The sequence below is a fragment of the Gammaproteobacteria bacterium genome (assembly GCA_016200485.1).
GTDB lineage: Bacteria > Pseudomonadota > Gammaproteobacteria > Tenderiales > Tenderiaceae > JACQEP01.
Map to the genome: position 1 here is coordinate 201846 of JACQEP010000016.1, position 22244 is coordinate 224089.

Below are 22244 nucleotides of genomic sequence, written 5' to 3' on the forward strand. Positions count from 1 at the left end.
TTTAATTCGTTAATCATGCCCACGATAGAGCGTCTTTACAGCCTACCATTAACGATTACTGAATCTTTTGCGCCTTGAAATACCGCCCCTTGATTTTTCCCGTTGTGAGTTGCTGCAGCGCCTGATTCGCCACGGAACGCTCGATAGCAACATAGGCTTGGTGATCAAAGATGTCGATCTTACCCACCTGACTTCCGGCGATGCCGGATTCGCCGGTCAACGCGCCGAGGATATCGCCCGCACGCACTTTGCCTTTGCGTCCGCCTTCGATGCACAGCGTGACCATCGGTGGCTTGAGATCATGCTTGTTATTGACTTGCAAGGTGTCGATGGCAGCGATGGTGACCGGGCTTTTTTGATAATCTTCGATGGCATTGACACGATACGATTCGGCGGCGGTATACAGACTTAAAGCCAGCCCTGCTTTTCCGGCGCGACCGGTGCGCCCGATGCGATGGATGTGTACTTCCGGATCTTGACTCAATTCAAAATTGATCACGGCTTCCAGGTCTTTGATATCAAGTCCACGCGCGGCGACGTCGGTTGCAACCAGAATTGAACAGCTCTTGTTGGAAAAACGTACCAACACTTGATCGCGATCTTTTTGTTCCAGGTCACCATGCAGCGCCAGCGCGCTAAAGCCTTTGGCTTGCAGCGTATCGGCGATCTCCTGGCATTGCAGTTTGGTGTTGCAAAAGATGGCGCATGACGCCGGATGATAATGGCCTAATAGCGTGACCAGCGCCGCGAGGCGATGGCTGTTGCTGCTCACTTCATAAAACACTTGCTCGATCTTGGTCGAGGTGTGCGTGGCCTCAACACTGACCCGGCTCGGGTTATTCTGCATCGATGCGCTGACTTGTTTAATTGCATCCGGATAAGTGGCAGAAAACAGCAAGGTTTGGCGCTGGCCGGGCGTGGCAGCGACAACTTCGGCGATGTCATCGTAAAAGCCCATGTCGAGCATGCGATCCGCCTCATCCAACACCAACACTTTCAATCGATCCAACTTGAGCGCACCCTTGCGCAAATGTTTAAGCACCCGCCCCGGTGTGCCGACGATGATATGCGCGCCGTGCTCCAACGAGCCCAACTGCGGGCCGGAGGGCACGCCACCGCACAGCGTGAGCAGTTTTACGTTCGGGATGTACGTCGCCAGACGCCGGATCTCCTTGCTCACCTGGTCGGCAAGTTCACGCGTCGGGCATAACACCAAGGCTTGAACGTTGAAGTCGCGCGCATTCAACCGCGTGAGCAGGCCAATACCAAACGCCGCCGTCTTGCCGCTGCCGGTCTCTGCCTGGGCAATGAGGTCTGTGCCCTGCAACATAATCGGTACGCTTTGCGCTTGAATCGGCGTCATTGCCTGATAACCCATGGATTCAATATTGGCCAGCAAGGCGGAGTCTAAGCCCAGTGTAGAGAAAGATGTTGTAGTCATAGCGGTTACCTGAGGAGCCTCGAATGAATGCACAGGGCGTACGCCCTCAAGCACGTGTTATTTAATAATCTCGACCGTCGCCGGATGCTGCAATCGCATCTGCAACTTTCCTTCCTTGCGTGACATCCAGCCACGCACGCGCAAGGTTTTGCCCCGCAACTGCTCCGGCTGCCATTTGTCTTTAAAGAAGCGCAGGTCCCTTGACTCGATGCGTGCCACCACGGAACCCGGGAACTCTAAATACATGTCCCGCTTCCGATTGCTGACACGCTCTACCTTGCCTTCTATCACTTGAAAGCCAGGGCCGAGCTTGGGGTCGGTGGTGGCCAGACCCCGATACCGCGGCAGCGACCAAATACCTTTTTTCTCGGCGCGCGCCGTCTGTTCTGCCGCATGGTAACAATCAAGATTCAAGTCATTGGGTGGCACTACGATCGCCGCGCCCAACCCATCCGCCAACAACCGTTCTTCGACCGTGCGCCGGTCTGGCAAATAGACATGGGCGAGGGTGCGGCCGTAACGATCACGCCGTTCCTGGTCATAGCGCAACCCAACCTGCGGATTTTCAGCCAGCATTTTGGTCAGGCTGACCCTGGCCTCGTCGCCAAAACGTTCGGCGGGCTTGCCCTGCCGCTCCAGCTCCGGCGTATTGACCCCGATCAGCCGCACGCTGCGGCCATCGACCAATTTGAAAGTATCGCCATCATGCACATGGTCGACCTCGACCCACTCGTCGACTAGATACGGGGCACATACTGTCGCGGCGGCGGCCGCGATCCCGCTGGCACCGCACCATAAAACAAAAAGGGCGCCCCACTGGGACGCCCTTTTCGGACTGATTACTGACAGCATTACGGGATTTACTTCTTCCCGTACTTCTGACGGAATTTGTCGACGCGGCCAGCGGTATCCACCATCTTTTGCTTGCCGGTGAAGAACGGATGGCAGCTGGAGCATACATCCAGGTGCAAATCTTTACGACCCAAGGTGGAACGGGTTTCAAAGGCGGCGCCGCAGCTGCAATTCACCTTAACCGTTTCATAATTGGGATGAATACCTTCTTTCATAACTCGACCTCTCGTACCTAGGATGTTGGTTCCCGCACCGGGAATCCGCGAAATAGCCGCGCATCATACAAAAATCCACCCCTTACAGCAAGCCCTGCGCCGGGGCCGGGACTGGCATTCCCGCCATTTACAAAATAACCGATTGATTATTATGTGAAAAATATCCACCCATCAGCCTTGAAGTGATGACAATCTTTTACATTCGTCGACAAGACTGTGATTCGCAACCCGCCACAACTCCACTAAAGTCTAGTTCGTCGGGGATTTCCCGATTTGTATCGAATCAACATCATCACCTGGAGAATAGTTTATGAAGAAGATTGTTGCATTTGCCTCTGCCGCCGCCCTGCTGTCTATGTTCGCTATGCCTGGCATGGCCGCCGACAAGGCCGCTGAGAAGAAGACCCCTGAAGAAATGTGTAAAGCCATGGCTGAGAAAGACAAGGTTTCTGCTGACAAGATGGACGCTTACATCAAAACCTGCGTCGAGAAGCATACCAAGGCTAGCGCTCCTGCGAAGCCGGCTGGCAAGTAAATTAAGCGTTTTACGCATAGTTGTTGTTCCTCGTGTGTCTTGACCCCGCTATCACTGGCGGGGTTTTTTCCTGGCCAGATCGGCGGATCGATTGCCACGGGGCATCCACGCAACTTAGCGTTTTGTCGCAGCAATGACTTTCACTTAGTCTTCGCAATCGATGCCGTGATGCCCGTTCTCATACACGGTTTCTGCCGCGAACTAATATCGTACCCAACCCAGTAAAGGAGTAATTCATGAAAAAAATCATCGCCCTGGTATCTGCCGCTGCTCTATTATCCGCGTTCGCTATGCCGACCATGGCTGCCCCGAAAAAATCAGCGGAAGAAGTCTGCAAGACTCGCGCAGAGAAAAAGCAAATCGCTGCCGACAAAATGGACGAATTTGTTAAGTCCTGTGTCGAAAAACACAATAAGAGTCATCACAAAGCCAAGCATAACGCTCCGGCCAACTGATCTGCTGATCTAACGTAAGAATAAGCTCAAATCCCCGCCTCTGGCTGGGATTTTTTTATGCGCTACACTACACACAACGCCTCACCCCTAGGATGCTTTCGTTTGCGTCACTCAGATTCCGCCATGCATGCCATTACTGCGCCTTCCACCAGCCGCAGCCGGTTGCGCATGCGCACCTCCATCACCTTGCTCAGTGCAATGCTGCTGGCGATGTTGGCGCTGGCGGGATTCACCTTCCAGCTGCTGAAAAATCAGCGTCATCTACTCGAACAGACCTTGCGCGAATCACAATCGCAAACAGTCGCCTTGCTTGCCAGCCGCATCGAACAGGCGCTGATCGGCGCCATGCGCCCTCCTTTTTTAGGGCTGAAAAACATTCCGATCGACCGCGTTGAGGCTAATCGTTTACAGCAAATCGCCAAGACTTATCCCGAAGTCAGGGAAATCATTCTGCTGGGCAATGATATGCGGATTCGTCATAGCTTTCCTCTGGCCACAACACCTGAACAAATCGCTTTGACGCACTGGATGGCCGACAGGGCTGCGCTTGAACACACCAAAACCAAGGATTCAAACGCGCTGTGGCGTGTTTTCGCTGAGCAAATCGATGGACAACTGGCGATTTTCGCCATTCAGCGGGTTAACGAACTGGATCATGACGAAGGCTGGATTCTGATGCATTTTGACGCCAGCGTGATGTTCGCTCGCTATATCGATCCGATGTTGCAGGAGTTCAATCATAAACAACCGGGCACGATTACACTGGCGGGGCCGGACTCGCCGTGGGACGACGATGCCCTCAACTGGCCGGTGAATCGCGCCTTGCCAGGCTGGACACTGGTTTTTAAGGCCAATCCCGCACTACAAGCTGAAAATCTGCGTCGCGATCAAACCCTGGTGCTGATGATTACCACCGCGGTAATCATCACCTTGATGATTACTACGTTTGCCGTTTGGCGTGAGTTAATGCGCGAACATGCCTTGGTCAATTTGCGGAATCGTTTTATTGCCAATGTTTCGCACGAACTCAAAACGCCATTGGCATTGATCCGCATGTTTGCCGAGACGCTTTATCTGCGCCGTCTGGCCGACCCTGACAAGCAACACGAATATCATCGCACCATTCTGCGCGAATCCGAACGGCTCAGCGATATGATCGACAACGTACTCAATTTCTCCCGCCAAACTCGCCAGACGCCCTTGTATCAACTCAATGATATTGACCTTGCAACGACTGTCGGGGGCGTGATTGCCGACTATCGTTACCGGCTCGATGACATGGGACTGGCGTTACACATCAACTGCGACAACTCGCTACCCGCTGTCGCGCATGATCGTGGCGGCATCCGACAGATTCTGCTCAATCTGCTTGATAACGCCATCAAGTTTGGCCAACAAGGCGGGCGTATCGAAATCGGCCTCCATACCAAGGATGATACTGTAGAGTTGAGCGTGTCTGATTACGGCCCAGGCATCCCGGTTTCCGAACGCGATCGTCTGCGGCAACCCTTCGAGCGCGGCCATAGCCTCCCCCCTGACAGCGGCAGCGGCCTTGGGTTGGCGGTGGTCGATCAGATTGCACAGGCTCATAATGCGAATTTCCTGCTTGAGCATGCCGCCGGGAACCAGGGACTACGGGCTACGGTCATATTTCCAGTGAAACAACCTACTTCGCCATGAAAACACCTGCCATCCTGATTGTTGAAGATGACCGTGGCCTGCTCACTGGATTGAAGGACAATCTCGAAATCGAAGGCTATCGGGTACTCACCGCAGGCACAGCCAAAGAGGGACGTGACCAGGCGCTGGCCCACCGGCCGGATTTGATCCTGCTGGATGTGATGCTGCCCGATGGCGACGGCATCAGCCTCTGCCGCCAATTGCGGCGTCATGGCCTTCGCCAACCCATCATCATGCTCACTGCTCGCGGTGAGGAGCACGACAAGCTGCTGGGCTTCGAGGTTGGCGCTGACGATTACGTCGTTAAACCCTTTAGTTTGCGCGAGTTGTTGGCCCGCATCCACGCCCGTCTGCGCGTGCTCGAATCACCGCCGACGGGGGGCATCATGGTCGGCGTGGCGATGGTCGACTTCGAGCGCCACACCTTGATGCGCAACCACCAGCCCCTTGAGATCAGCGCCAAGGAATTGGAATTATTGCGCTACCTGACCGAGCATCGCGGCCAGGTGGTTTCACGCGACGATCTGCTAAACCATGTCTGGGGCCACCAGGGAGAAATCACTACCCGCACCATTGATAATTTCATCGTCCGCCTGCGCAAGAAGATCGAACCGGACCCCGCCAATCCCCTTTATTTAATTACTGTTTATGGCAGCGGTTATAAACTTGTTGAGCAATCCGCCGCCACAATCTCTCACACCCTTTAAGCAACAATCGTTTACATTAAAGCCTGCTATTAATCAGCCGCTTATCTAAACATCATCTCTGTCCTATAGTGAGTAGTGAAAGGACGAACAAAGATCCGCATTGGGGACCCTATGAACGACTATCAACATCGGCAACAGCTCAAGTACGATTACCTGGGCCTGGACCAGGAATCGCTCAAACATTCACTGGCCAACCGCCTCGAATATTCCGCGGGCAAGGATCTCTACACCGCCACGCCGCGCGACTGGTTTCATGTCGCCGCCTGGACGGTGCGCGACCGGCTGATGGAACGGTGGATGGAAACCATGCGCAGCTATTATCGCGCTGACGCCAAACGTGTTTATTACCTGTCGCTTGAATTCTTGATCGGCCGCACCCTGACCAATGGCCTGATCAATCTTGGTATCCACGATCCTTTTGTGAATGCCTTGCACGAGGTCGGCGTGCGTCTGGAAGAGATTCAGGAAATGGAAAACGACGCCGCGCTGGGTAATGGTGGCCTCGGACGATTGGCGGCGTGTTTTCTGGATTCAATGGCCTCGCTCGGCATTCCCGGCTATGGCTACGGCATCCGTTATGAATACGGGATCTTCACTCAGACCATCGATCAAGGTCATCAGATCGAACATCCGGAAAATTGGTTGCGTTACGGCAACCCCTGGGAGTTTCCGCGCGCTGAAGTGCTGTACCCCGTCAAATTTAACGGCCGGGTCATTTCGTACAATGACGAAAAAGGCCAGCAGCGCTTCAGCTGGGTCGATACCGATGAAGTCATGGCCATGGCCTATGACACGCCGGTACCCGGATATGGCAACAGCACCGTCAACAACATGCGGCTCTGGTCGGCAAAATCGACGCGCGACTTCAATCTGAAATATTTCAATGAAGGCAATTACATCAAGGCCGTCGAAGACAAAAACGAATCCGAGAATTTATCCAAGGTGTTATATCCGGACGACACCACTGTCGTCGGGCGCGAACTGCGATTGAAACAACAATATTTCTTTGTCAGCGCCTCGCTGCAAGACATTCTCTACCGGCATCGCAAATATCACGACACCTTCGATAATCTGGCGGACAAAGTCGCTATCCAGCTCAATGATACGCATCCCGTATTGTCGATCCCAGAATTGATGCGGCTGCTGATCGATGTGCACCACATGACCTGGGAGCATGCCTGGGGCATCACCACGCGCACTTTTGGCTACACCAATCACACCCTCCTGCCCGAGGCGCTGGAGACATGGCCGGTAGCGACTCTGGAAAAACTGCTGCCCCGTCACTTGCAAATCATTTATGAAATCAACCATCGCTTCCTCCATGCCGTGATGCATCGCCATCCCGGTGATGTCGATCTACTGCGTCGGATGTCCATCGTCAGCGAGAACGGCAGCAAGCGGATACGCATGGGCCATCTGGCCGTCGTCGGCAGCCACAAAGTCAACGGCGTTGCGGCGTTGCATACCAAATTAATGAAGGAATCCATTTTTGCCGACTTCGACCATTACTTCCCCGGCAAACTGATTAACAAGACCAATGGCATCACGCCGCGGCGCTGGTTGTGTCTGGCCAACCCCGAACTGGCCAAACTGATTACGCGTCATATCGGATCGCAATGGGTCACCGATCTCGATCAATTAAAAAAACTGGCTCCCTTGGCCCATAATCCCGAGTTTCACAGAGTATTTGCTGGCATAAAGCGCGCCAACAAAGAACGTCTTGCCGCGTTAATCAAGGAACGCACCGGCATCGAGGTCAATACCGGCTCGATGTTCGATATCCAGGTCAAACGTATCCACGAGTACAAACGGCAACTGCTCAATGTGTTGCATGTCATCACCATTTACAATCGCATTCGTCACAATCGGCAGGCCGACATTGTGCCGCGCACGGTTATTTTCGCCGGCAAAGCAGCACCTGGTTACTTCTTGGCCAAACGCATTATCAAACTGATCAATGATGTCGCGGACGTGGTTAACAATGACCCGGCAGTTGGCAACAAACTAAAAGTAGTATTTTTGCCGAATTACAACGTCTCGCTGGCGGAAAAAATCGTCCCCGCCTGCGACCTCTCAGAGCAGATCTCAACCGCAGGCACAGAAGCTTCCGGCACCGGCAATATGAAATTCGCGCTCAACGGCGCGCTCACCATCGGCACGCTCGATGGCGCCAATGTCGAAATCAGAGAAGAAGTCGGCGAGGACAATATCTTTATCTTCGGCATGACGACCACTGAAGTCGCCGCCCTGCACAACAGCGGTTACAACCCGTGGGATTATTACCACGGCAATAGCGAACTCAAAGAAGCGCTGGACATGATCGGCAATGGTTTCTTTTCACAATTCGATAACGGATTGCATAAGCCTATCGTCGAGGCATTGACGACCGAAGGGGATCGTTTCCTGGTGCTTGCTGACTATGCTAGCTATGTCGCCTGCCAGCAACAGGCGGCACAACTCTACCGCGATGCCGACGCCTGGACCACCAAGGCGATACTCAACACCGCCAATATGGGTAAGTTCTCCAGCGACCGCACGATACGCGAGTATGCCTCTGAAGTCTGGCAAACCCATCCGGTTGAAGTCACCCTCACGCAGGGCAGCCAACCAGTTATCGCCGCCAAATAAAAAAGCGGCGCTGTCTCCAGCGCCGCTTTTTTTGATTTTCCGAATTATCCGCGTTTCATCGCATCAAAGAATTCAGCATTGGTCTTGGTATCCTTCAGCTTGTCGAGCAGGAACTCCATCGCCGCCAGCTCATCCATCGAGTGCAGCAGCTTGCGCAGGATCCACATCTTTTGCAAATCTTCCGTACTGGTGAGCAATTCCTCGCGGCGAGTGCCGGAGCGATTGATATTGATGGCTGGATAAATGCGTTTCTCGGCGATCCGGCGCTCCAGGTGCAACTCCATGTTACCGGTACCTTTGAACTCTTCGTAAATCACATCGTCCATACGCGAACCGGTTTCGATCAGCGCCGTGGCGATGATCGTCAGCGAACCACCTTCTTCGATGTTACGTGCAGCGCCGAAAAAGCGCTTCGGCCGATGCAATGCATTGGCATCGACACCGCCGGTCAGTACCTTGCCCGATGATGGAATCACGGTGTTATACGCACGCGCCAGACGGGTAATCGAATCCAGCAGAATCACCACGTCGCGCTTGTGCTCGACCAGACGTTTGGCCTTTTCAATGACCATTTCCGCCACTTGAACGTGACGGCTGGCCGGTTCGTCGAACGTCGACGACACCACTTCGCCACGCACCGAGCGCTGCATTTCGGTCACTTCTTCCGGACGCTCGTCGATCAGCAACACGATGAGATAACACTCCGGATGCTTGGCCGCGATGGACTGGGCAATGTTCTGCAACATCATCGTCTTACCCGCCTTGGGCGGCGACACAATCATGCCGCGCTGACCTTTACCGATCGGCGACACCAATTCGATGACGCGAGCAGTCAAGTCTTCGGTTGAACCATTCCCCTGCTCCATGGAAAAACGCTTGGTCGCAAACAAGGGCGTCAGATTTTCAAACAACACCTTGTTCTTGGCATTTTCTGGCGGCTCAAAATTGATTTCATCGACCTTCAGCAGCGCGAAATAACGCTCGCCTTCTTTCGGCGGGCGAATCTTGCCGGCAACGGTGTCACCCGTCCGCAGGTTAAAGCGGCGGATCTGACTGGGCGAGACATAGATGTCGTCAGGGCCGGCCAGGTACGAACTATCGGCGGAACGCAGGAACCCAAATCCATCCTGGAGGATTTCCAGGACACCATCACCAAAAATGGATTCACCCTTCTTGGCATGGCCCTTGAGGATGGCAAAAATGACATCCTGTTTGCGCATGCGGGCCATGCCTTCAAGGCCCATGGATTCTGCGAGTTCGATTAGTTCAACGACGGGTTTTTGTTTCAGTTCAGTCAGATTCATATTTTTTGAGTTGGCTACCAGAAAAAGAATATTGAGGAGGTTTACAGATGCGGGCCGCCAGGCCCGACAGGAATTTGTTGGATTGAGTGGTCCGATGCCCGAGGGACAAGAAATTCTTTGTAACTAATTTCCTGCACCCTACCACATCTAATTCGACCGCGTCCAGCGTAACTTTAGGGGAAGCTCCAAAAATCTACTGATTTTTCAGAAGCCCCCTCGCCGGACACAGCCCCCTTCGAGTTTTATCTCAGATATTGCTATCGAGAAAAGCAGTCAATTGCGATTTGGACACCGCGCCCACCTTGGTCGCTTCGACATTGCCATCCTTGAACAGCATTAACGTTGGGATACCGCGAATTCCGAATTTAGGTGGCGTGCCTGGATTTTCATCGATATTGAGTTTGGCAATTTTTACCTTGCCCTCATATTCGGTCGCAATTTCATCCAGAATCGGCGCAATCATTTTGCACGGGCCACACCAGTCGGCCCAGAAATCCACCAACACTGGCCCGCCCGCCTTAAGTACATCGCCATCGAAACTGGCATCGGTCACATATACAATATTACCACTCACTTACATTACCTCCACGTCAGGCGTGGGCGTAAAACGCCCCTAAACCCGGGTTAAATTACAGAATTCTACAGACAGCCTGAGAAAGCCAGTGTTTTTATTACCGATAGTCTGTAGAATTCAAGCTCAAACCGAGACATATTGCAAGCCCCCCTGGTCAACGCCAGGCATTAAAGACACCGATGGCCGTAGAACATTTATCCACAACCCGATTCCAGGAACTCGCCTTACCTGAAGCCCTGCAAGCGGATTTACGCAATGCCGGCTTTGAGTTTTGCACCCCGATCCAGGCCAAATCCTTGCCGCTTTTATTGCAGGGTCACGACGTTGCGGGCCAGGCCCAGACTGGGACGGGCAAGACCATTGCCTTTCTGGTCGCCACCATTACCCGCTTGGTCACACAGCCTGCCACGCCTCGGCGCCGCACCAACCAGCCGCGCGCCCTGATTCTGGCCCCGACCCGCGAGCTGGCGGTGCAGATCCACAAGGATGCTGAACCCCTGGTCCGACAGGCCGGGCTGAGCGTCGGCGTCGTGTATGGTGGCGCCAATTATGACAAACAGCGCCAAATGCTGGAACAGGGCGTGGATATCGTAATCGGCACCCCGGGGCGCCTGATCGACTACTTTAACCAAAAAATATTCGATCTCCAGGCCATCCAGGTGATGGTGCTCGACGAAGCCGATCGCATGTTTGATCTGGGTTTTATCAAGGACGTGCGCTTTATGTTCCGCCGCATGCCTAAACCAGAACATCGATTGAGCATGTTGTTCTCGGCCACGCTCTCGCACCGCGTGATCGAACTTGCCTACGAGCACATGAACAATCCGGAACTCGTCAAAATCGAAAGTGATTCCATTACCTCTGCCAACGTCACCGAATGCGTTTATTACGTCGCCAATGACGAAAAGATTCCGCTATTGCTCGGCCTGATGAAACAGCTGCAACCACCACGGACCATGATTTTCGCCAACACCAAACGTTCTGTCGAATTAGTTTGGGGATTTCTGGAAGGCAACGGTTTTCGCGCCGGATTGTTATCAGGCGATATTCCGCAAAATAAACGCCTGCGGCTGCTGGAACAATTTACCCAGGGCGAGCTTCCCACTCTGGTCGCCACCGATGTTGCTGCGCGTGGCCTGCACGTGGCCGACGTCACGCATGTGTTTAATTTTGATCTGCCGCAAAATGCCGAGGACTACGTGCATCGCATCGGCCGTACAGCACGCGCGGGCTGCAGCGGTGAAGCCATCAGCTTCGCCTGTGAGGAATATGCCTTCCATTTACCCGAGATCGAAGAATTCATCGGTCACAAAATCGCCTCGCAGCAGGTAAAAGCCGAATTACTAGTGACGCCCGCACCGCGGGTGCGGATTGATAAATCCGAGCGCGTACAAAAGCGTCCTGACAGCGGCCGACGCGGACCGCCGCGCAGCGATAGCCAAAAACGTGGCTCAGGTGGTAGCAGTGGCCGCGCTCGGCGCAGTCCAAAACCAAAATAGGTAAATTGACGTGGCACTTGGCTTCAATGATCTGCCGCAACGAGAAGCCCTCGCCGCCATTGCGCGCGATTTTCACGGGCGCGGCTGGATGGCGGGTACTGCGGGTAACCTCAGCACTCGGTGCGGCGACGATGAAAACAATTTCTGGATCACTGCCAGCGGTCTGCCCAAGGGAAATCTCGACGAACGCGACTTGATCCTGATTCAGGTTAAAAGCGGCGAGGTGATAGAGCGTCTGCGCCCCGAAGCCAAACCTTCGGCCGAAACCAGCATTCATCAAGTCATTTACCGTCTGTTTCCCGAGGCTCGCGCCTGTCTCCATGTCCACACCGTCGATGCCTGCCTGGCCACTGCACGTGCACCGCGCAATGCGCTCGACATGCGCCTGCCGCCATTGGAAATGATCAAAGGCCTGAATATCTGGGAAGAAGATCCCGTCGTCGAGTTGCCGCTCTTCGATAACTGGCTGGACGTGCCGAGCATCGCTCGCGAAATCGAACGCCGCTTCCGCAGTCAGTCACCACAAGTGCCGGCACTGATGGTCCGCAACCATGGCATCACCGTTTGGGGCAACAGCCCGCAGCAGGCCTACAACCGGGTCGAGATCGTCGAATTCATCATGAGTTATCTGGCACGCCCAACTTGGCCAGGATCTTGTCCATCAAACACCAATTGGTAATCCCGCTCTGAAACAGATTAGCGCCCACAAAGACAGTGAGCCATAACCAGTTGCTGGACTGGAACAACGGACTCGCTTCCACCCCCAAGACCAGAGACAGCAGAATAAAAGTACCCGCAATAGTGCGCACAACACGATTAATCGTCATGACCAGACTCCTTCCTGTAATTTAGGTCAAAATATTAGAGAATTCTAATATACCATACAAGCCCCCCACCACCGTACCAAATTCGCTCGAAATATCCCTCATTCTTGACACTCTCATTGGGGCATGGCATAAACTCCTTTCGGTACCGTTGCGTGAGGGGGTAGGGGTTTCAACTCAGCAACCAACGGTTTCGATAGCTCGGCAATCGCATACCGCTTTGGGGGATTCTCAGCGGACGAAATGCCGACGGAACAGCGTCTGCTGTTTTACCCTAATAACGAATCAAGGAGACTTACATGAAAGCACGTTGGTTGAGCGTTTCTGCTGCAGCTCTGCTGCTGATGGCTGCTGGCCAAGCCAGCGCTGAAGAAGGTCTGGAACTGGCTAAAAAAAGCGGTTGCCTGGCTTGCCATAGCGTTGAAAAGAAAGTTGTCGGTCCAGCTTGGAAAGACGTTTCTGCCAAGTACAAGGGTAATGCCGGTGCCAAAGCTGCCCTGGTAGCCAAGGTTAAGGCTGGCGGTAAAGGCAACTGGACTGAAGTCACTGGTGGCGTTCCAATGCCTCCCTACTCGCCGCGCGTTGCTGACGCCGACATCGAGAAGCTGGTTGACTTCGTTCTGGCTCTGTAATTTTGAGACTACGATCGCCACACAAAAGCCAGCCTCCGGGCTGGCTTTTGTTTTTATACGAGCCTCTTTCACCACAGAGGCACGGAGGGCGCAGGCATTCTGAACGAGGGCAGTCAATCCATGTGCCCGGTGGTGAATAATTATTTCTCGCAATTATAAGTTTTTTTCCAAAATCTCCACCTTAAGACCCGCGATCTTTTGCCTGCCCATCACAGCGGGCAATATGAATTCTTGCGCGATTCCTACGCGCTGATAACCACGACGTTCATAAAATGCGATCAACTCGTGGCGCACATTGATCACTTTCATCTGCATTTTGCTTACCTTCCATGCGCTCCGAACCTGACGCTCGGCTGCCATCAACATTTGTTTGCCAATGCCGGTAGATTGTGAACGCGGATTTACGGCAAACATTCCTAGAAAGGCAGAATCTGCATTTTTTTGTAAATGTACGGAAGCAACAATCTCTGCATCCCTGATGCCCACCAAAATCGTTGAATCCTGATCGTCAAGGATCGCCATGATTTCGGCGCTATCGGTCCTGATCCCCTCGAGCAAATCGGCCTCTGTCGTCCACCCCAAGCGGCTGCTGTCGCCGCGATAGGCCGCATTGACCAGCGCCACTATCTGCGGCGTGTCGTCGTTAACGGCTTTGCGGATCATTAATTCTGTCACGTCGGATCTGCGCTTAAATTTCGATCATCTCGAATTCATCTTTCATGGCGCCGCAGTCGGGGCAGCTCCAGGTGATGGGCAGATCTTCCCAGCGCGTCCCCGGCGCAATGCCCTCTTCGGGGCGGCCTTGGGCCTCATCATAGATGAAGCCACAGATGACACACATGTATTTACGCATCGGTCGTGTCACTTACCATTCTCCTTTCGCTTGATTCCAACGGATGCAATCCGCCCTAAGAATGCTAAAATCCAAATGCATCCCTGCACATGAATTATATAGGCGGCGCGGCCGATTTCGGGCGCAAATTCAAAAATGACTAAACCCTACAGTGTTCCTGTTGTGATGACGTTTTCGGGCAGCGATCCCACGGGCGGCGCCGGCATTCAGGCCGATATCGAAACCCTGGCCAGCATGGGCTGCCACTGTGCGCCGGTGATTACCGCGATTACCGTACAGGACACACGTGGTGTGATACGTTTTCAGGCCACTGAGCCCAGCCTGCTGATCGAACAGGCGCGGGCGGTACTGGAAGACATGCCGGTCAAGGCCTTCAAAATTGGAATGATCGGTTCGGTGCAAAATGTCGAGTGCATCCATACGCTGTTACTGGATTACCCCGATCTGCCGGTGGTGCTGGATCCGGTACTCGCCGGCGGCGGGGGCGGCCATCTGACCACCGAGGAAATCATCGCCGCCATTTCAACCCTGCTGTTGCCGCAAACTACGGTGTTAACTCCTAACAGCCAGGAGGCACGGATTCTGGCGCCGGAGGCCGACACCCTCGACGCCTGTGGCCACGAATTACTGGAGCTGGGCTGCGAATTTGTGCTGATCACCGGCACCCACGAGAACACGCCCCAGGTGGAAAACCGCCTCTATGCGGAACATCGCCGCCTTGAAACCTTCACCTGGCAACGATTACCACACAACTATCACGGCTCCGGCTGCACGCTTGCCTCTGCGATCGCGGGCCTGTTGGCGCAAGGAATCGAACCCTTCGCCGCCATCCATGAGGCCCAGGAGTATGCCTGGCAGACGCTGAATCATGGTTATCGAAGCGGCATGGGGCAGCTCTTACCCAACCGTTTGTTTTGGGCACGGAGCGACGAGACCACGGAAGATTAGTGATGCGTGGTCTGTATGCCATCACCGACGACCGGCTAACGGCTGGCGAACAATTGCTGCCCAAAGTCGAACAAGCGCTGCTCGGTGGCGCGCGGCTGATCCAGTATCGCAACAAGACGTTGTCGCCGGTTGTAGGGGCACGGCGCGCCGTGCCCCTACTAGCACTATGTCGCCGTTATGGCGTGCCGCTAATCATCAATGACGACCTGGAACTGGCACTGACCATCGGCGCCGATGGCGTGCATCTGGGCCGCGACGATGGTGATTTGCACGCTGCGCGCGCCCGGCTCCAGCCCGGCGGCATCCTCGGCGTATCCTGCTACAATGACTGGGCGAATGCTGTCGCCGCCGTCCGCGCCGGTGCCGATTACGTCGCCTTTGGTGCCTTTTTTCCGTCAGCGACCAAACCGCAGGCCGCGCGCGCCACGCCGGATCTGATTCGACGCGCAAAACAAGAACTGACGATCCCGGTGGTGGCGATTGGTGGTATCACACCCGACAATGGCGCGGCGCTGATTGATGCAGGCGCCGACATGCTGGCGGTGATCACAGCGGTTTTCGATCAAGACGATGTCACTGGTGCGGCGCGACAGTTTGGGAAATTATTTGAAGATTTAAAATCCAACGCGGAGGCGCAGAGGCGCAAAGAAAGACAAAAGCGGTAAACTTGCGAGCGCTATGTAGCCCGGATGGAATCCGAAGCGGCCTGTGTGTGAAATCATTCTCGCAATTCTCCGCGTCTCTGCGCCTCCGCGTTGGATTTTTTAAAACACATTTAGCCAAGACAGCATGAGAAGGACAACAGCTTATGACGCGCTCACACGAACTTTTTAAAGCCGCTCAACATCATATTCCCGGCGGGGTAAACTCGCCGGTACGCGCCTTTCGCGGCGTGGGCGGCGAACCCATTTTTTTCAAGCGTGGCCAGGGCGCCTATCTCTGGGATGAAGACAACAATAAGTACATCGATTATGTCGCCTCCTGGGGTCCGATGATCCTGGGGCATGCGCATCCAAAAGTCATCGCTGCCGTTGAAGAAGCCATCAAGAATGGATTAAGTTTCGGCGCGCCGACCGCGCTGGAAACGATGATGGCCGACAAGGTCTGCGAGATCATGCCCTCGATTGAAATGATCCGCATGGTCAATTCCGGCACCGAAGCGACGATGAGCGCCATTCGCTTGGCACGCGGTTTCACGGGTCGCGACAAGATTGTTAAGTTTGAAGGCTGTTATCACGGCCACGCCGATTCGTTGCTGGTCAAGGCAGGTTCCGGTGCATTGACGCTGGGCGTACCCACTTCACCGGGCGTGCCCGTAGCGCTGGCGGAACATACGATTACGCTCGCCTACAACGATCTGGAACAGGTGCGGCAGACGTTTGCCCATGTTGGCGGCCAAATCGCGTGCATCATTGTCGAGCCTGTTGCCGGAAACATGAATTGTATTCCACCGGCTCCGGGTTTTCTCGAAGGTCTGCGCAAGATTTGCGATGAATATGAATCGGTATTGATTTTCGATGAAGTGATGACCGGTTTTCGTGTTGCCCTGGGCGGCGCGCAGGCTTATTACAAGGTTAACCCCGATCTGACAACACTGGGCAAGGTCATCGGCGGCGGCATGCCGGTCGGCGCCTTCGGCGGCAGCCGCGAGATCATGGAACAAATCGCACCGTTGGGCCCGATTTATCAAGCGGGCACCCTCTCCGGTAATCCGGTGGCGATGGCGGCGGGCCTCGCCAATCTCGAAGAAATCTCCAAGCCCGGTTTCTACGAAGCACTCAGCGAAAAGACCGCGCGGCTGGTGCAAGGTTTAGTGACCCGCGCCCGCGCCTTCGACATACCATTCACCGAGAATCACGTCGGCGGCATGTTCGGTATTTTCTTTTCCGATGAGGCCAAGGTTGAAAACTTCAATCAAGTGACCCAGTGCAACATCGACCGCTTTAAACTCTTCTTCCATGGCATGCTGGCGGAAGGTATATATCTTGCACCTTCGGCCTATGAAGCAGGCTTTGTCTCGGCAGCACACAGTGATGGCGATATCAAAAATACATTGATCGCCGCTGAAAAGGTGTTCTCAACTCTATAAGGAGATTGCGCGTGGAATATCGTCGCCTCGGCTGGACGGAACTCAAGGTCAGTTGCCTGTGTTTGGGTACCATGACCTTTGGCGAACAAAATAGCGAGGCCGATGCCCACGCCCAACTCGATCGCGCCATGGCGGCGGGCATTAATTTCATCGACACGGCGGAACTATATCCCGTGCCGCCGCACGCCGAGACGTATGGCCGCACCGAAGAATACATCGGCACCTGGCTCAAGGCGCGCGGCAATCGCGATCAAGTCATTCTTGCGAGTAAAATCGCCGGCCCCGACGAACATCTGGCTTATATCCGGGGCGGGAAAACACGCTTTGACCGCAAACATATTGAAGCGGCATTGAATGCCAGCTTGAAGCGTTTGCAAACCGACACCATCGATCTTTATCAGCTGCACTGGCCGGAACGCAGCACCAATTATTTTGGCCAATTGGGTTATGTGCACAATCCCAACGAACAATGTATGCCGATTGAAGAAACGTTGCGCGTACTCGGCGATCAAATCAAAGCGGGCAAGATCCGCTACATCGGCCTGTCAAATGAAACGCCGTGGGGCGTGATGCATGCCCTTAGCGTCGCTGCTAATTTGAAATTGCCGCGCGTGGTGAGCATCCAAAATCCCTACAGCCTGCTTAACCGCAGCTTTGAGGTGGGACTGGCCGAGATTGCACATCGCGAACTGACCGGGTTACTGGCCTATTCGCCGCTGGGCTTTGGTGTGTTGAGCGGTAAATATCTCAACGGTGCCCACCCTGAAGGTGCGCGTTTGACGCTATTCGAACGCTTCAGCCGCTATAACAATTCGCAAGCCCAAGCTGCCACTCAAGCCTATGTCGAACTGGCGCGCCACCATGGTATATCGCCCACGCAAATGGCACTGGCCTTTGTCACTAGCCGTCCGTTTCTGACCAGCAACATCATCGGCGCTACTACGCTAGCACAACTGGATGAGAACATCGCCAGCGCGGATATCACACTGTCACGTGAAGTACTGGATGGTATTGAAGACATCCATCGGCGATTTACCATTCCTTGCCCCTAAATGTTAAAAATGTCATTTCCAAGTTACCGGATTCTGTCGTTAGGCTGCTGCAGCCTGGGATTATTGTTGTCCTTCACAACACAGGCTGCCATCCCGCTTGAGCCTGGTGTTGTCGGTTATGGCAAAGATACCTCCATCACACTGCATCTGAACCCGGGGCAAACGCTGCGCGAGGTAACGTTAAGCCCTGGCGGCCCGCAGTCTTTGCAAAGAATCCCGCTTCCTTCTGCTGCTCAGTCTATTACTCAAAGCGGACAATTCCTGTTGATTGGCACCGAGGATGGACTCCATGTTTTGGACACCGCCAGCAATACTCTGATTAGCCAGATCGCTCACGCAGGCGGATTCAAACAAATTTTAGCTCGCGACACCGCGGCGCTGGCGCTCGACAGCAACAACACATTACTACTGATCGATCTTTCAACACCGGCGCAGCCCCGCATTGGGGAGGAAATTAAAGCTGATCGAATCATCACCAGCTTGGGTATAAGCAATGGTGTTTTTTTTGCGACACTCAAGGATTCAAAAATTGCCCGGGTAGTGGTGGGCAACCGCGATTCATTGACACTTGAGATTTTGCCTGTGCCATCGGCCACTATTCACGCCATCACTGGCGATGGCGACAACCTGTATTTTGCCGATGACCAAGGTTTTCTGGTCGGCACGATTGAAAACAATGCGCTCCGCATTCTAGGACGCTATTATTGCAATTCACCTGCCACCTCGGTCGCCATCAATAATGGCTTGGCGCTAATCAATTGCAATGGCATCACTGTCGTCGATGTCTCAGACCCCAGCCTGCCACTTTGGCTCGGCAGCCACCAGCAACTTGGCAATGTGATTCAGATTGTCAGCGATGGCGCGCAACCTCTGGCACTGACCGACAACGGTTTATTATTTCGCCTGACCATCGACAATCCCGCCGAACCCTCCATCACGAATAGCTGGCGTAGCGCTGAACCTCTGCGCGGCGCTATTGACCATGGCGACAAGATTTATGCATTAACTGCCAATGCCATTGAATTGATCGACGCCGCTCCCGCCGTTCCGCAACTGAGTAACGAGGCGCTCAATTTCGGTCAGGGAGTGAATCTTGGCGGAGAGCGCCGCGTTTTTGTTAGCGATCATCTGGCCTATGTTGCCGATTGGTTTTCGGGCATTCATATCTATGACATTCAACACCCAGAGCGCCCCAGCCTGCTTTCCAGCATGCATACACCTGGTTCTCCCAAAGGCATAATTGTCCGCAATAACATCGCCTATGTCGCAGATGATGATCACGGACTACAAGTGATTGATGTTCGCGATCCAGGCAAGCCGAAGCAAATCACATCATTGGCCACTTCCGGGCTGGCATACACTCCCAAGCTTTCCGGCAACCATCTGTATCTCGCCAGTCATCGCGGTGGTTTTCAGATCATCGACATCAGCGATCCACAAACACCGCGTTTGATTACCGATTACGATACGCCGGGCAAGGCTTGGTCACTCGAGGTGCGAGGGCATCTGCTTTATGTCGCCGATGATGACAGTGGATTGCTGATTTTCGATGTCGAGGATTCAACCCATCCGCGGCTGATCGGCCAATTTACCCCCGGTGGCGCTGCCGAAGAAGTGGTGGTTCGCGACAATATCGCCTTCGTGGCTTTTTTTAATGACGGCCTTTACATACTCGACGTCAGCGATCCCGCTCAGCCCAATGTCATTTCACATCTTGCCCTCCCCGGCAATGCGCGCGGTCTGGATATCATTGGCGATCGCGCCTACGTTGCGGATTGGCTGGCGGGAATTCAGATTGTCGACATCTCTAAACTCGAACAGCCGCAACTGATCGGCACCCTTGACACACCTGGCGCCAGCTGGGGCGTAAAGGTTAACGGCGATAACGCCCTCGTCATGGATTGGTGGGGCGGCTTTACCGTGGTTGATATTCGTGATCCCCGGCAACTGCGCACACTCGGCAGCTATCACCGTCGTGGCCAGGTACATAACAGCAAAGTTCGCGGCAATTATTTATTTGTCGCCGACGGCACCCACGGCTTGCAGGTATTCGACATCAAAAATCCGTTGAATCCCACCTGGATCACGGGTGCCGATTTCGCGGGCCATGCCTACGATCTCGCACTTAGTCACAACGAAGTGCTGGTCGCCGCAGGTAGTGAAGGCATTATCCGGATTGAAGCCTCCGATCCCTTTAATGTCCGCGTTCAAGAATCATTGCGTGGACTGGTCGATGTCCGCCAACTTACCTCCTTTAACAACATTGTCTTTGCTCTGGACCAGGGACATGCCTTGTTGGCGTTGGATCGATCCCAACCCGGCACACTTCAAATTCTTGATCGCCTTGAAATCGCTGCCCAACAATTTTTGCTCCTTGGCCACCAGTTGTTGCTTGCCACCGATAATGGATTGGCGCTGATTGCATTTGAGCAAGCGCGTGGTTTTGGCACTGTCACCATGCTGAGTGGTAACTATGTGCCCGAGCATTTACTGAGCCTCGACCAAGGCAAGATGTTTATTTCCGCCGTCGGCCAACAGCTGAGACTGCATTCAATCGAGGGCACGCAATTAACTACACTGAGCCAACTTGATGTTGGCGCCAGAATTCGTGCCTTGAGTGTTGACGAAAACACGCTTTACGTTGCCACAGATACCGAATTTACCTTCTATCGCCTTGAGAATACTCAATTTGAAAAAACCGCCAGCTATCCACTACTGATGAGTCCGCAGAGCATCACTTTACACAACGGGACGGCTTATCTCGGCGGCGGTGAAACCCCAGTGGCGATTCGTTTGCTGCCCGCGCTCGCCGCCACTCCTTCCAACGATTCAACGGCGGCGATCACCGTCCCCGGCTCACTGCCGGTAGGCAACTACCATCTGCAACTGCGCTTTGACGACAACACCAGTATCACGCTGCGCAATGCCCTGCGTGTTGACATGCCCGCCTTTGGCAAACCCAAAATGAGCCTTGATCAATTCAAGCAGCTCTTGGAGCAGAAAAAAGGCACCGATCTCTTTGTTCAACCCCCTAATCCTTAGGAAGTTTCGCTAATGAAGTACAGCGCCATCGTTTTTATTTTTGCCATCACCACCGCCATCGCCTATCCCTCTTTTGCCGCACCGCGCGATGTTTCGGCCTCAACCTCGATCGAGGTGCGTCTCGACTATGTAGAAAAACTCATGCAATCGCGTAGCGGCCAACGCCTGCAAACGCACAAGGGTGGCAAGGCTTATAAAGACGCGCAAAAACTCATTGCCGCCGCCCGCGCGGCCTTGCAACAGAATCAGCGTGACAAGGCCGATAAACTCACCCGACAGGGTCTGACCACCTTCATGGCCGGTGTCCGCGACATGCCCGACGACCCGGAAGAAATCGAGCGCATGAAAAATCGTTTTAATAACTTGCGCACCGGCCTGGAGAAATTCGTCTATGCCCAAACCGACAATCGGCAACGCATCGCCAGCGAGAAGGGTGTGTCCAGCCCTGACTACAATAAATCCAAGGTTGCCGAGCTGATGTCCTACGCCGACATCGATGCCGCCGAGGGTGATTACGAAAAGGCCATTGCCCGCCTGACCGAGGCCCAGACCATTGTCACTGCCTCCATCCAGGGCATGCTCAACCACTCAACGTTGGTCAGCGAACTCGACGTCAGCACCCCCGAGAAAGAATATTTCTACGAACTGCGGCGTTATCTGGGCTACGAGGAATTGATTCCGGTCGCGATCGAGGTTAAACGCCCTGCCGCACCGCTGGCGGAGCAAATGAAAAGTATGGGCGAAAAGGCCAAATGGATGGCCGAACAGGCGCGCCTGAAGGCCATCGAAAAAAACTACCCGGTCGCGATTCGAATGATGCTGGATGCCACCAGCGTAGTGCGTGAAGCGCTAAAAATGGCCGACGTCGACATGTGATCTTGCGCCAAAATAAATGTGGAGCATTCTCTTTCCAA

The 22244-nt window shown here is 54.1% G+C and carries 22 protein-coding genes; 14 read left to right on the forward strand and 8 right to left on the reverse strand.

Translation table 11 applies throughout. The features are described 5' to 3' along the window. Positions 1–55 precede the first annotated feature (55 nt). Genes dbpA through rpmE form a run of 3 tightly spaced genes read right to left on the reverse strand, consistent with a single transcriptional unit; the run spans position 56 to position 2508 of the window. Positions 56–1441: an ATP-dependent RNA helicase DbpA gene (dbpA, locus tag HY272_11005; protein ID MBI3773212.1), complete on the reverse strand. Its 1386-nt coding sequence runs from the start codon at positions 1439–1441 to the stop codon at positions 56–58. A gap of 57 nt (positions 1442–1498) precedes the next feature. Next, positions 1499–2293: a thermonuclease family protein gene (locus tag HY272_11010; GenBank protein MBI3773213.1), complete on the reverse strand. Its 795-nt coding sequence runs from the start codon at positions 2291–2293 to the stop codon at positions 1499–1501. Between the two features lie 8 nt (positions 2294–2301). Further along, entirely contained in the window at positions 2302–2508 is a 207-nt protein-coding gene (rpmE, locus tag HY272_11015; protein MBI3773214.1) for a 50S ribosomal protein L31, read from the reverse strand. A gap of 310 nt (positions 2509–2818) precedes the next feature. Between rpmE and HY272_11020 the strand changes: the two genes are divergently transcribed. From HY272_11020 to HY272_11040, 5 genes are all read left to right on the forward strand, one after another. Next, positions 2819–3043, forward strand: coding sequence for a hypothetical protein (locus HY272_11020; protein ID MBI3773215.1), 225 nt, complete (start codon positions 2819–2821; stop codon positions 3041–3043). Positions 3044–3279: 236 nt separating this feature from the next. After that, positions 3280–3498, forward strand: coding sequence for a hypothetical protein (locus HY272_11025; protein ID MBI3773216.1), 219 nt, complete (start codon positions 3280–3282; stop codon positions 3496–3498). 102 nt (positions 3499–3600) lie between these two features. Then, positions 3601–5178 (forward strand): HAMP domain-containing histidine kinase, encoded by a 1578-nt coding sequence (locus tag HY272_11030; protein MBI3773217.1) that lies wholly within the window; start codon positions 3601–3603, stop codon positions 5176–5178. Next, complete coding sequence (locus tag HY272_11035; protein ID MBI3773218.1) at positions 5175–5885, forward strand: response regulator transcription factor; 711 nt, start codon at positions 5175–5177, stop codon at positions 5883–5885. The genes HY272_11030 and HY272_11035 overlap by 4 nt, the downstream gene beginning before the upstream one ends. Positions 5886–5996: 111 nt before the next feature. Then, positions 5997–8513, forward strand: a complete 2517-nt coding sequence (locus tag HY272_11040) for a glycogen/starch/alpha-glucan phosphorylase (protein ID MBI3773219.1) — start codon at positions 5997–5999, stop codon at positions 8511–8513. Positions 8514–8557: 44 nt separating this feature from the next. On the opposite strand, the gene rho is transcribed toward HY272_11040, so the two are convergent. Both rho and trxA read right to left on the reverse strand, forming a co-directional pair. Further along, positions 8558–9817 (reverse strand): transcription termination factor Rho, encoded by a 1260-nt coding sequence (gene rho, locus HY272_11045; protein ID MBI3773220.1) that lies wholly within the window; start codon positions 9815–9817, stop codon positions 8558–8560. Positions 9818–10064: 247 nt separating this feature from the next. After that, positions 10065–10391, reverse strand: coding sequence for a thioredoxin TrxA (trxA, locus tag HY272_11050; GenBank protein MBI3773221.1), 327 nt, complete (start codon positions 10389–10391; stop codon positions 10065–10067). Between the two features lie 179 nt (positions 10392–10570). Here trxA and rhlB point away from each other — a divergent pair, with 179 nt between their 5' ends. Continuing rightward, positions 10571–11890 carry an ATP-dependent RNA helicase RhlB gene (gene rhlB / locus HY272_11055; protein MBI3773222.1) on the forward strand — a complete coding sequence of 440 codons (1320 nt, stop codon included), beginning with the start codon at positions 10571–10573 and terminating at the stop codon, positions 11888–11890. A gap of 88 nt (positions 11891–11978) precedes the next feature. Beyond that, entirely contained in the window at positions 11979–12569 is a 591-nt protein-coding gene (gene mtnB, locus HY272_11060) for a methylthioribulose 1-phosphate dehydratase (protein MBI3773223.1), read from the forward strand. On the opposite strand, the gene HY272_11065 is transcribed toward mtnB, so the two are convergent. Further along, positions 12508–12717, reverse strand: coding sequence for a DUF2892 domain-containing protein (locus tag HY272_11065; protein MBI3773224.1), 210 nt, complete (start codon positions 12715–12717; stop codon positions 12508–12510). The two genes, mtnB and HY272_11065, sit on opposite strands and share 62 nt — an antisense overlap. A gap of 296 nt (positions 12718–13013) precedes the next feature. Here HY272_11065 and HY272_11070 point away from each other — a divergent pair, with 296 nt between their 5' ends. Next, positions 13014–13346: a c-type cytochrome gene (locus HY272_11070; GenBank protein MBI3773225.1), complete on the forward strand. Its 333-nt coding sequence runs from the start codon at positions 13014–13016 to the stop codon at positions 13344–13346. Positions 13347–13499: 153 nt separating this feature from the next. Here the strand turns inward: HY272_11070 and HY272_11075 are convergent, their stop codons facing one another. Next, positions 13500–14021, reverse strand: coding sequence for a GNAT family N-acetyltransferase (locus HY272_11075; GenBank protein MBI3773226.1), 522 nt, complete (start codon positions 14019–14021; stop codon positions 13500–13502). A gap of 13 nt (positions 14022–14034) precedes the next feature. Then, entirely contained in the window at positions 14035–14199 is a 165-nt protein-coding gene (locus HY272_11080) for a rubredoxin (GenBank protein ID MBI3773227.1), read from the reverse strand. A 135-nt stretch (positions 14200–14334) separates the two neighbouring features. Here HY272_11080 and HY272_11085 point away from each other — a divergent pair, with 135 nt between their 5' ends. The 6 genes from HY272_11085 to HY272_11110 all read left to right on the forward strand — a co-directional run bounded on the left by HY272_11085 (position 14335) and on the right by HY272_11110 (position 22206). Continuing rightward, on the forward strand, positions 14335–15147 hold the full coding sequence (locus tag HY272_11085; protein MBI3773228.1) for a hydroxymethylpyrimidine/phosphomethylpyrimidine kinase: 813 nt from the start codon (positions 14335–14337) through the stop codon (positions 15145–15147). 2 nt (positions 15148–15149) lie between these two features. Continuing rightward, the gene (locus tag HY272_11090; protein ID MBI3773229.1) at positions 15150–15812 is read left to right on the forward strand and encodes a thiamine phosphate synthase; all 663 of its coding nucleotides are present in this window, start codon (positions 15150–15152) and stop codon (positions 15810–15812) included. 143 nt (positions 15813–15955) lie between these two features. Beyond that, positions 15956–17236: a glutamate-1-semialdehyde 2,1-aminomutase gene (gene hemL / locus HY272_11095; GenBank protein MBI3773230.1), complete on the forward strand. Its 1281-nt coding sequence runs from the start codon at positions 15956–15958 to the stop codon at positions 17234–17236. Between the two features lie 11 nt (positions 17237–17247). Then, positions 17248–18288 carry an NADP(H)-dependent aldo-keto reductase gene (locus HY272_11100; GenBank protein ID MBI3773231.1) on the forward strand — a complete coding sequence of 347 codons (1041 nt, stop codon included), beginning with the start codon at positions 17248–17250 and terminating at the stop codon, positions 18286–18288. Between the two features lie 9 nt (positions 18289–18297). Beyond that, positions 18298–21330 carry a hypothetical protein gene (locus HY272_11105; protein ID MBI3773232.1) on the forward strand — a complete coding sequence of 1011 codons (3033 nt, stop codon included), beginning with the start codon at positions 18298–18300 and terminating at the stop codon, positions 21328–21330. Positions 21331–21342: 12 nt separating this feature from the next. Then, positions 21343–22206, forward strand: coding sequence for a hypothetical protein (locus HY272_11110; GenBank protein MBI3773233.1), 864 nt, complete (start codon positions 21343–21345; stop codon positions 22204–22206). Positions 22207–22244: the final 38 nt, after the last annotated feature.

Bases quoted from the DNA above. Each gene is read 5' to 3' on its own strand.
- dbpA (MBI3773212.1), bottom strand. From the start codon at position 1,441: ATGACTACAACATCTTTCTCTACACTGGGCTTAGACTCCGCCTTGCTG.
- HY272_11010 (MBI3773213.1), bottom strand. From the start codon at position 2,293: ATGCTGTCAGTAATCAGTCCGAAAAGGGCGTCCCAGTGGGGCGCCCTT.
- rpmE (MBI3773214.1), bottom strand. From the start codon at position 2,508: ATGAAAGAAGGTATTCATCCCAATTATGAAACGGTTAAGGTGAATTGC.
- HY272_11020 (MBI3773215.1), top strand. From the start codon at position 2,819: ATGAAGAAGATTGTTGCATTTGCCTCTGCCGCCGCCCTGCTGTCTATG.
- HY272_11025 (MBI3773216.1), top strand. From the start codon at position 3,280: ATGAAAAAAATCATCGCCCTGGTATCTGCCGCTGCTCTATTATCCGCG.
- HY272_11035 (MBI3773218.1), top strand. From the start codon at position 5,175: ATGAAAACACCTGCCATCCTGATTGTTGAAGATGACCGTGGCCTGCTC.
- HY272_11040 (MBI3773219.1), top strand. From the start codon at position 5,997: ATGAACGACTATCAACATCGGCAACAGCTCAAGTACGATTACCTGGGC.
- rho (MBI3773220.1), bottom strand. From the start codon at position 9,817: ATGAATCTGACTGAACTGAAACAAAAACCCGTCGTTGAACTAATCGAA.
- rhlB (MBI3773222.1), top strand. From the start codon at position 10,571: ATGGCCGTAGAACATTTATCCACAACCCGATTCCAGGAACTCGCCTTA.
- mtnB (MBI3773223.1), top strand. From the start codon at position 11,979: ATGGCGGGTACTGCGGGTAACCTCAGCACTCGGTGCGGCGACGATGAA.
- HY272_11065 (MBI3773224.1), bottom strand. From the start codon at position 12,717: ATGACGATTAATCGTGTTGTGCGCACTATTGCGGGTACTTTTATTCTG.
- HY272_11070 (MBI3773225.1), top strand. From the start codon at position 13,014: ATGAAAGCACGTTGGTTGAGCGTTTCTGCTGCAGCTCTGCTGCTGATG.
- HY272_11080 (MBI3773227.1), bottom strand. From the start codon at position 14,199: ATGCGTAAATACATGTGTGTCATCTGTGGCTTCATCTATGATGAGGCC.
- HY272_11085 (MBI3773228.1), top strand. From the start codon at position 14,335: ATGACTAAACCCTACAGTGTTCCTGTTGTGATGACGTTTTCGGGCAGC.
- HY272_11090 (MBI3773229.1), top strand. From the start codon at position 15,150: ATGCGTGGTCTGTATGCCATCACCGACGACCGGCTAACGGCTGGCGAA.
- hemL (MBI3773230.1), top strand. From the start codon at position 15,956: ATGACGCGCTCACACGAACTTTTTAAAGCCGCTCAACATCATATTCCC.
- HY272_11105 (MBI3773232.1), top strand. From the start codon at position 18,298: ATGTCATTTCCAAGTTACCGGATTCTGTCGTTAGGCTGCTGCAGCCTG.
- HY272_11110 (MBI3773233.1), top strand. From the start codon at position 21,343: ATGAAGTACAGCGCCATCGTTTTTATTTTTGCCATCACCACCGCCATC.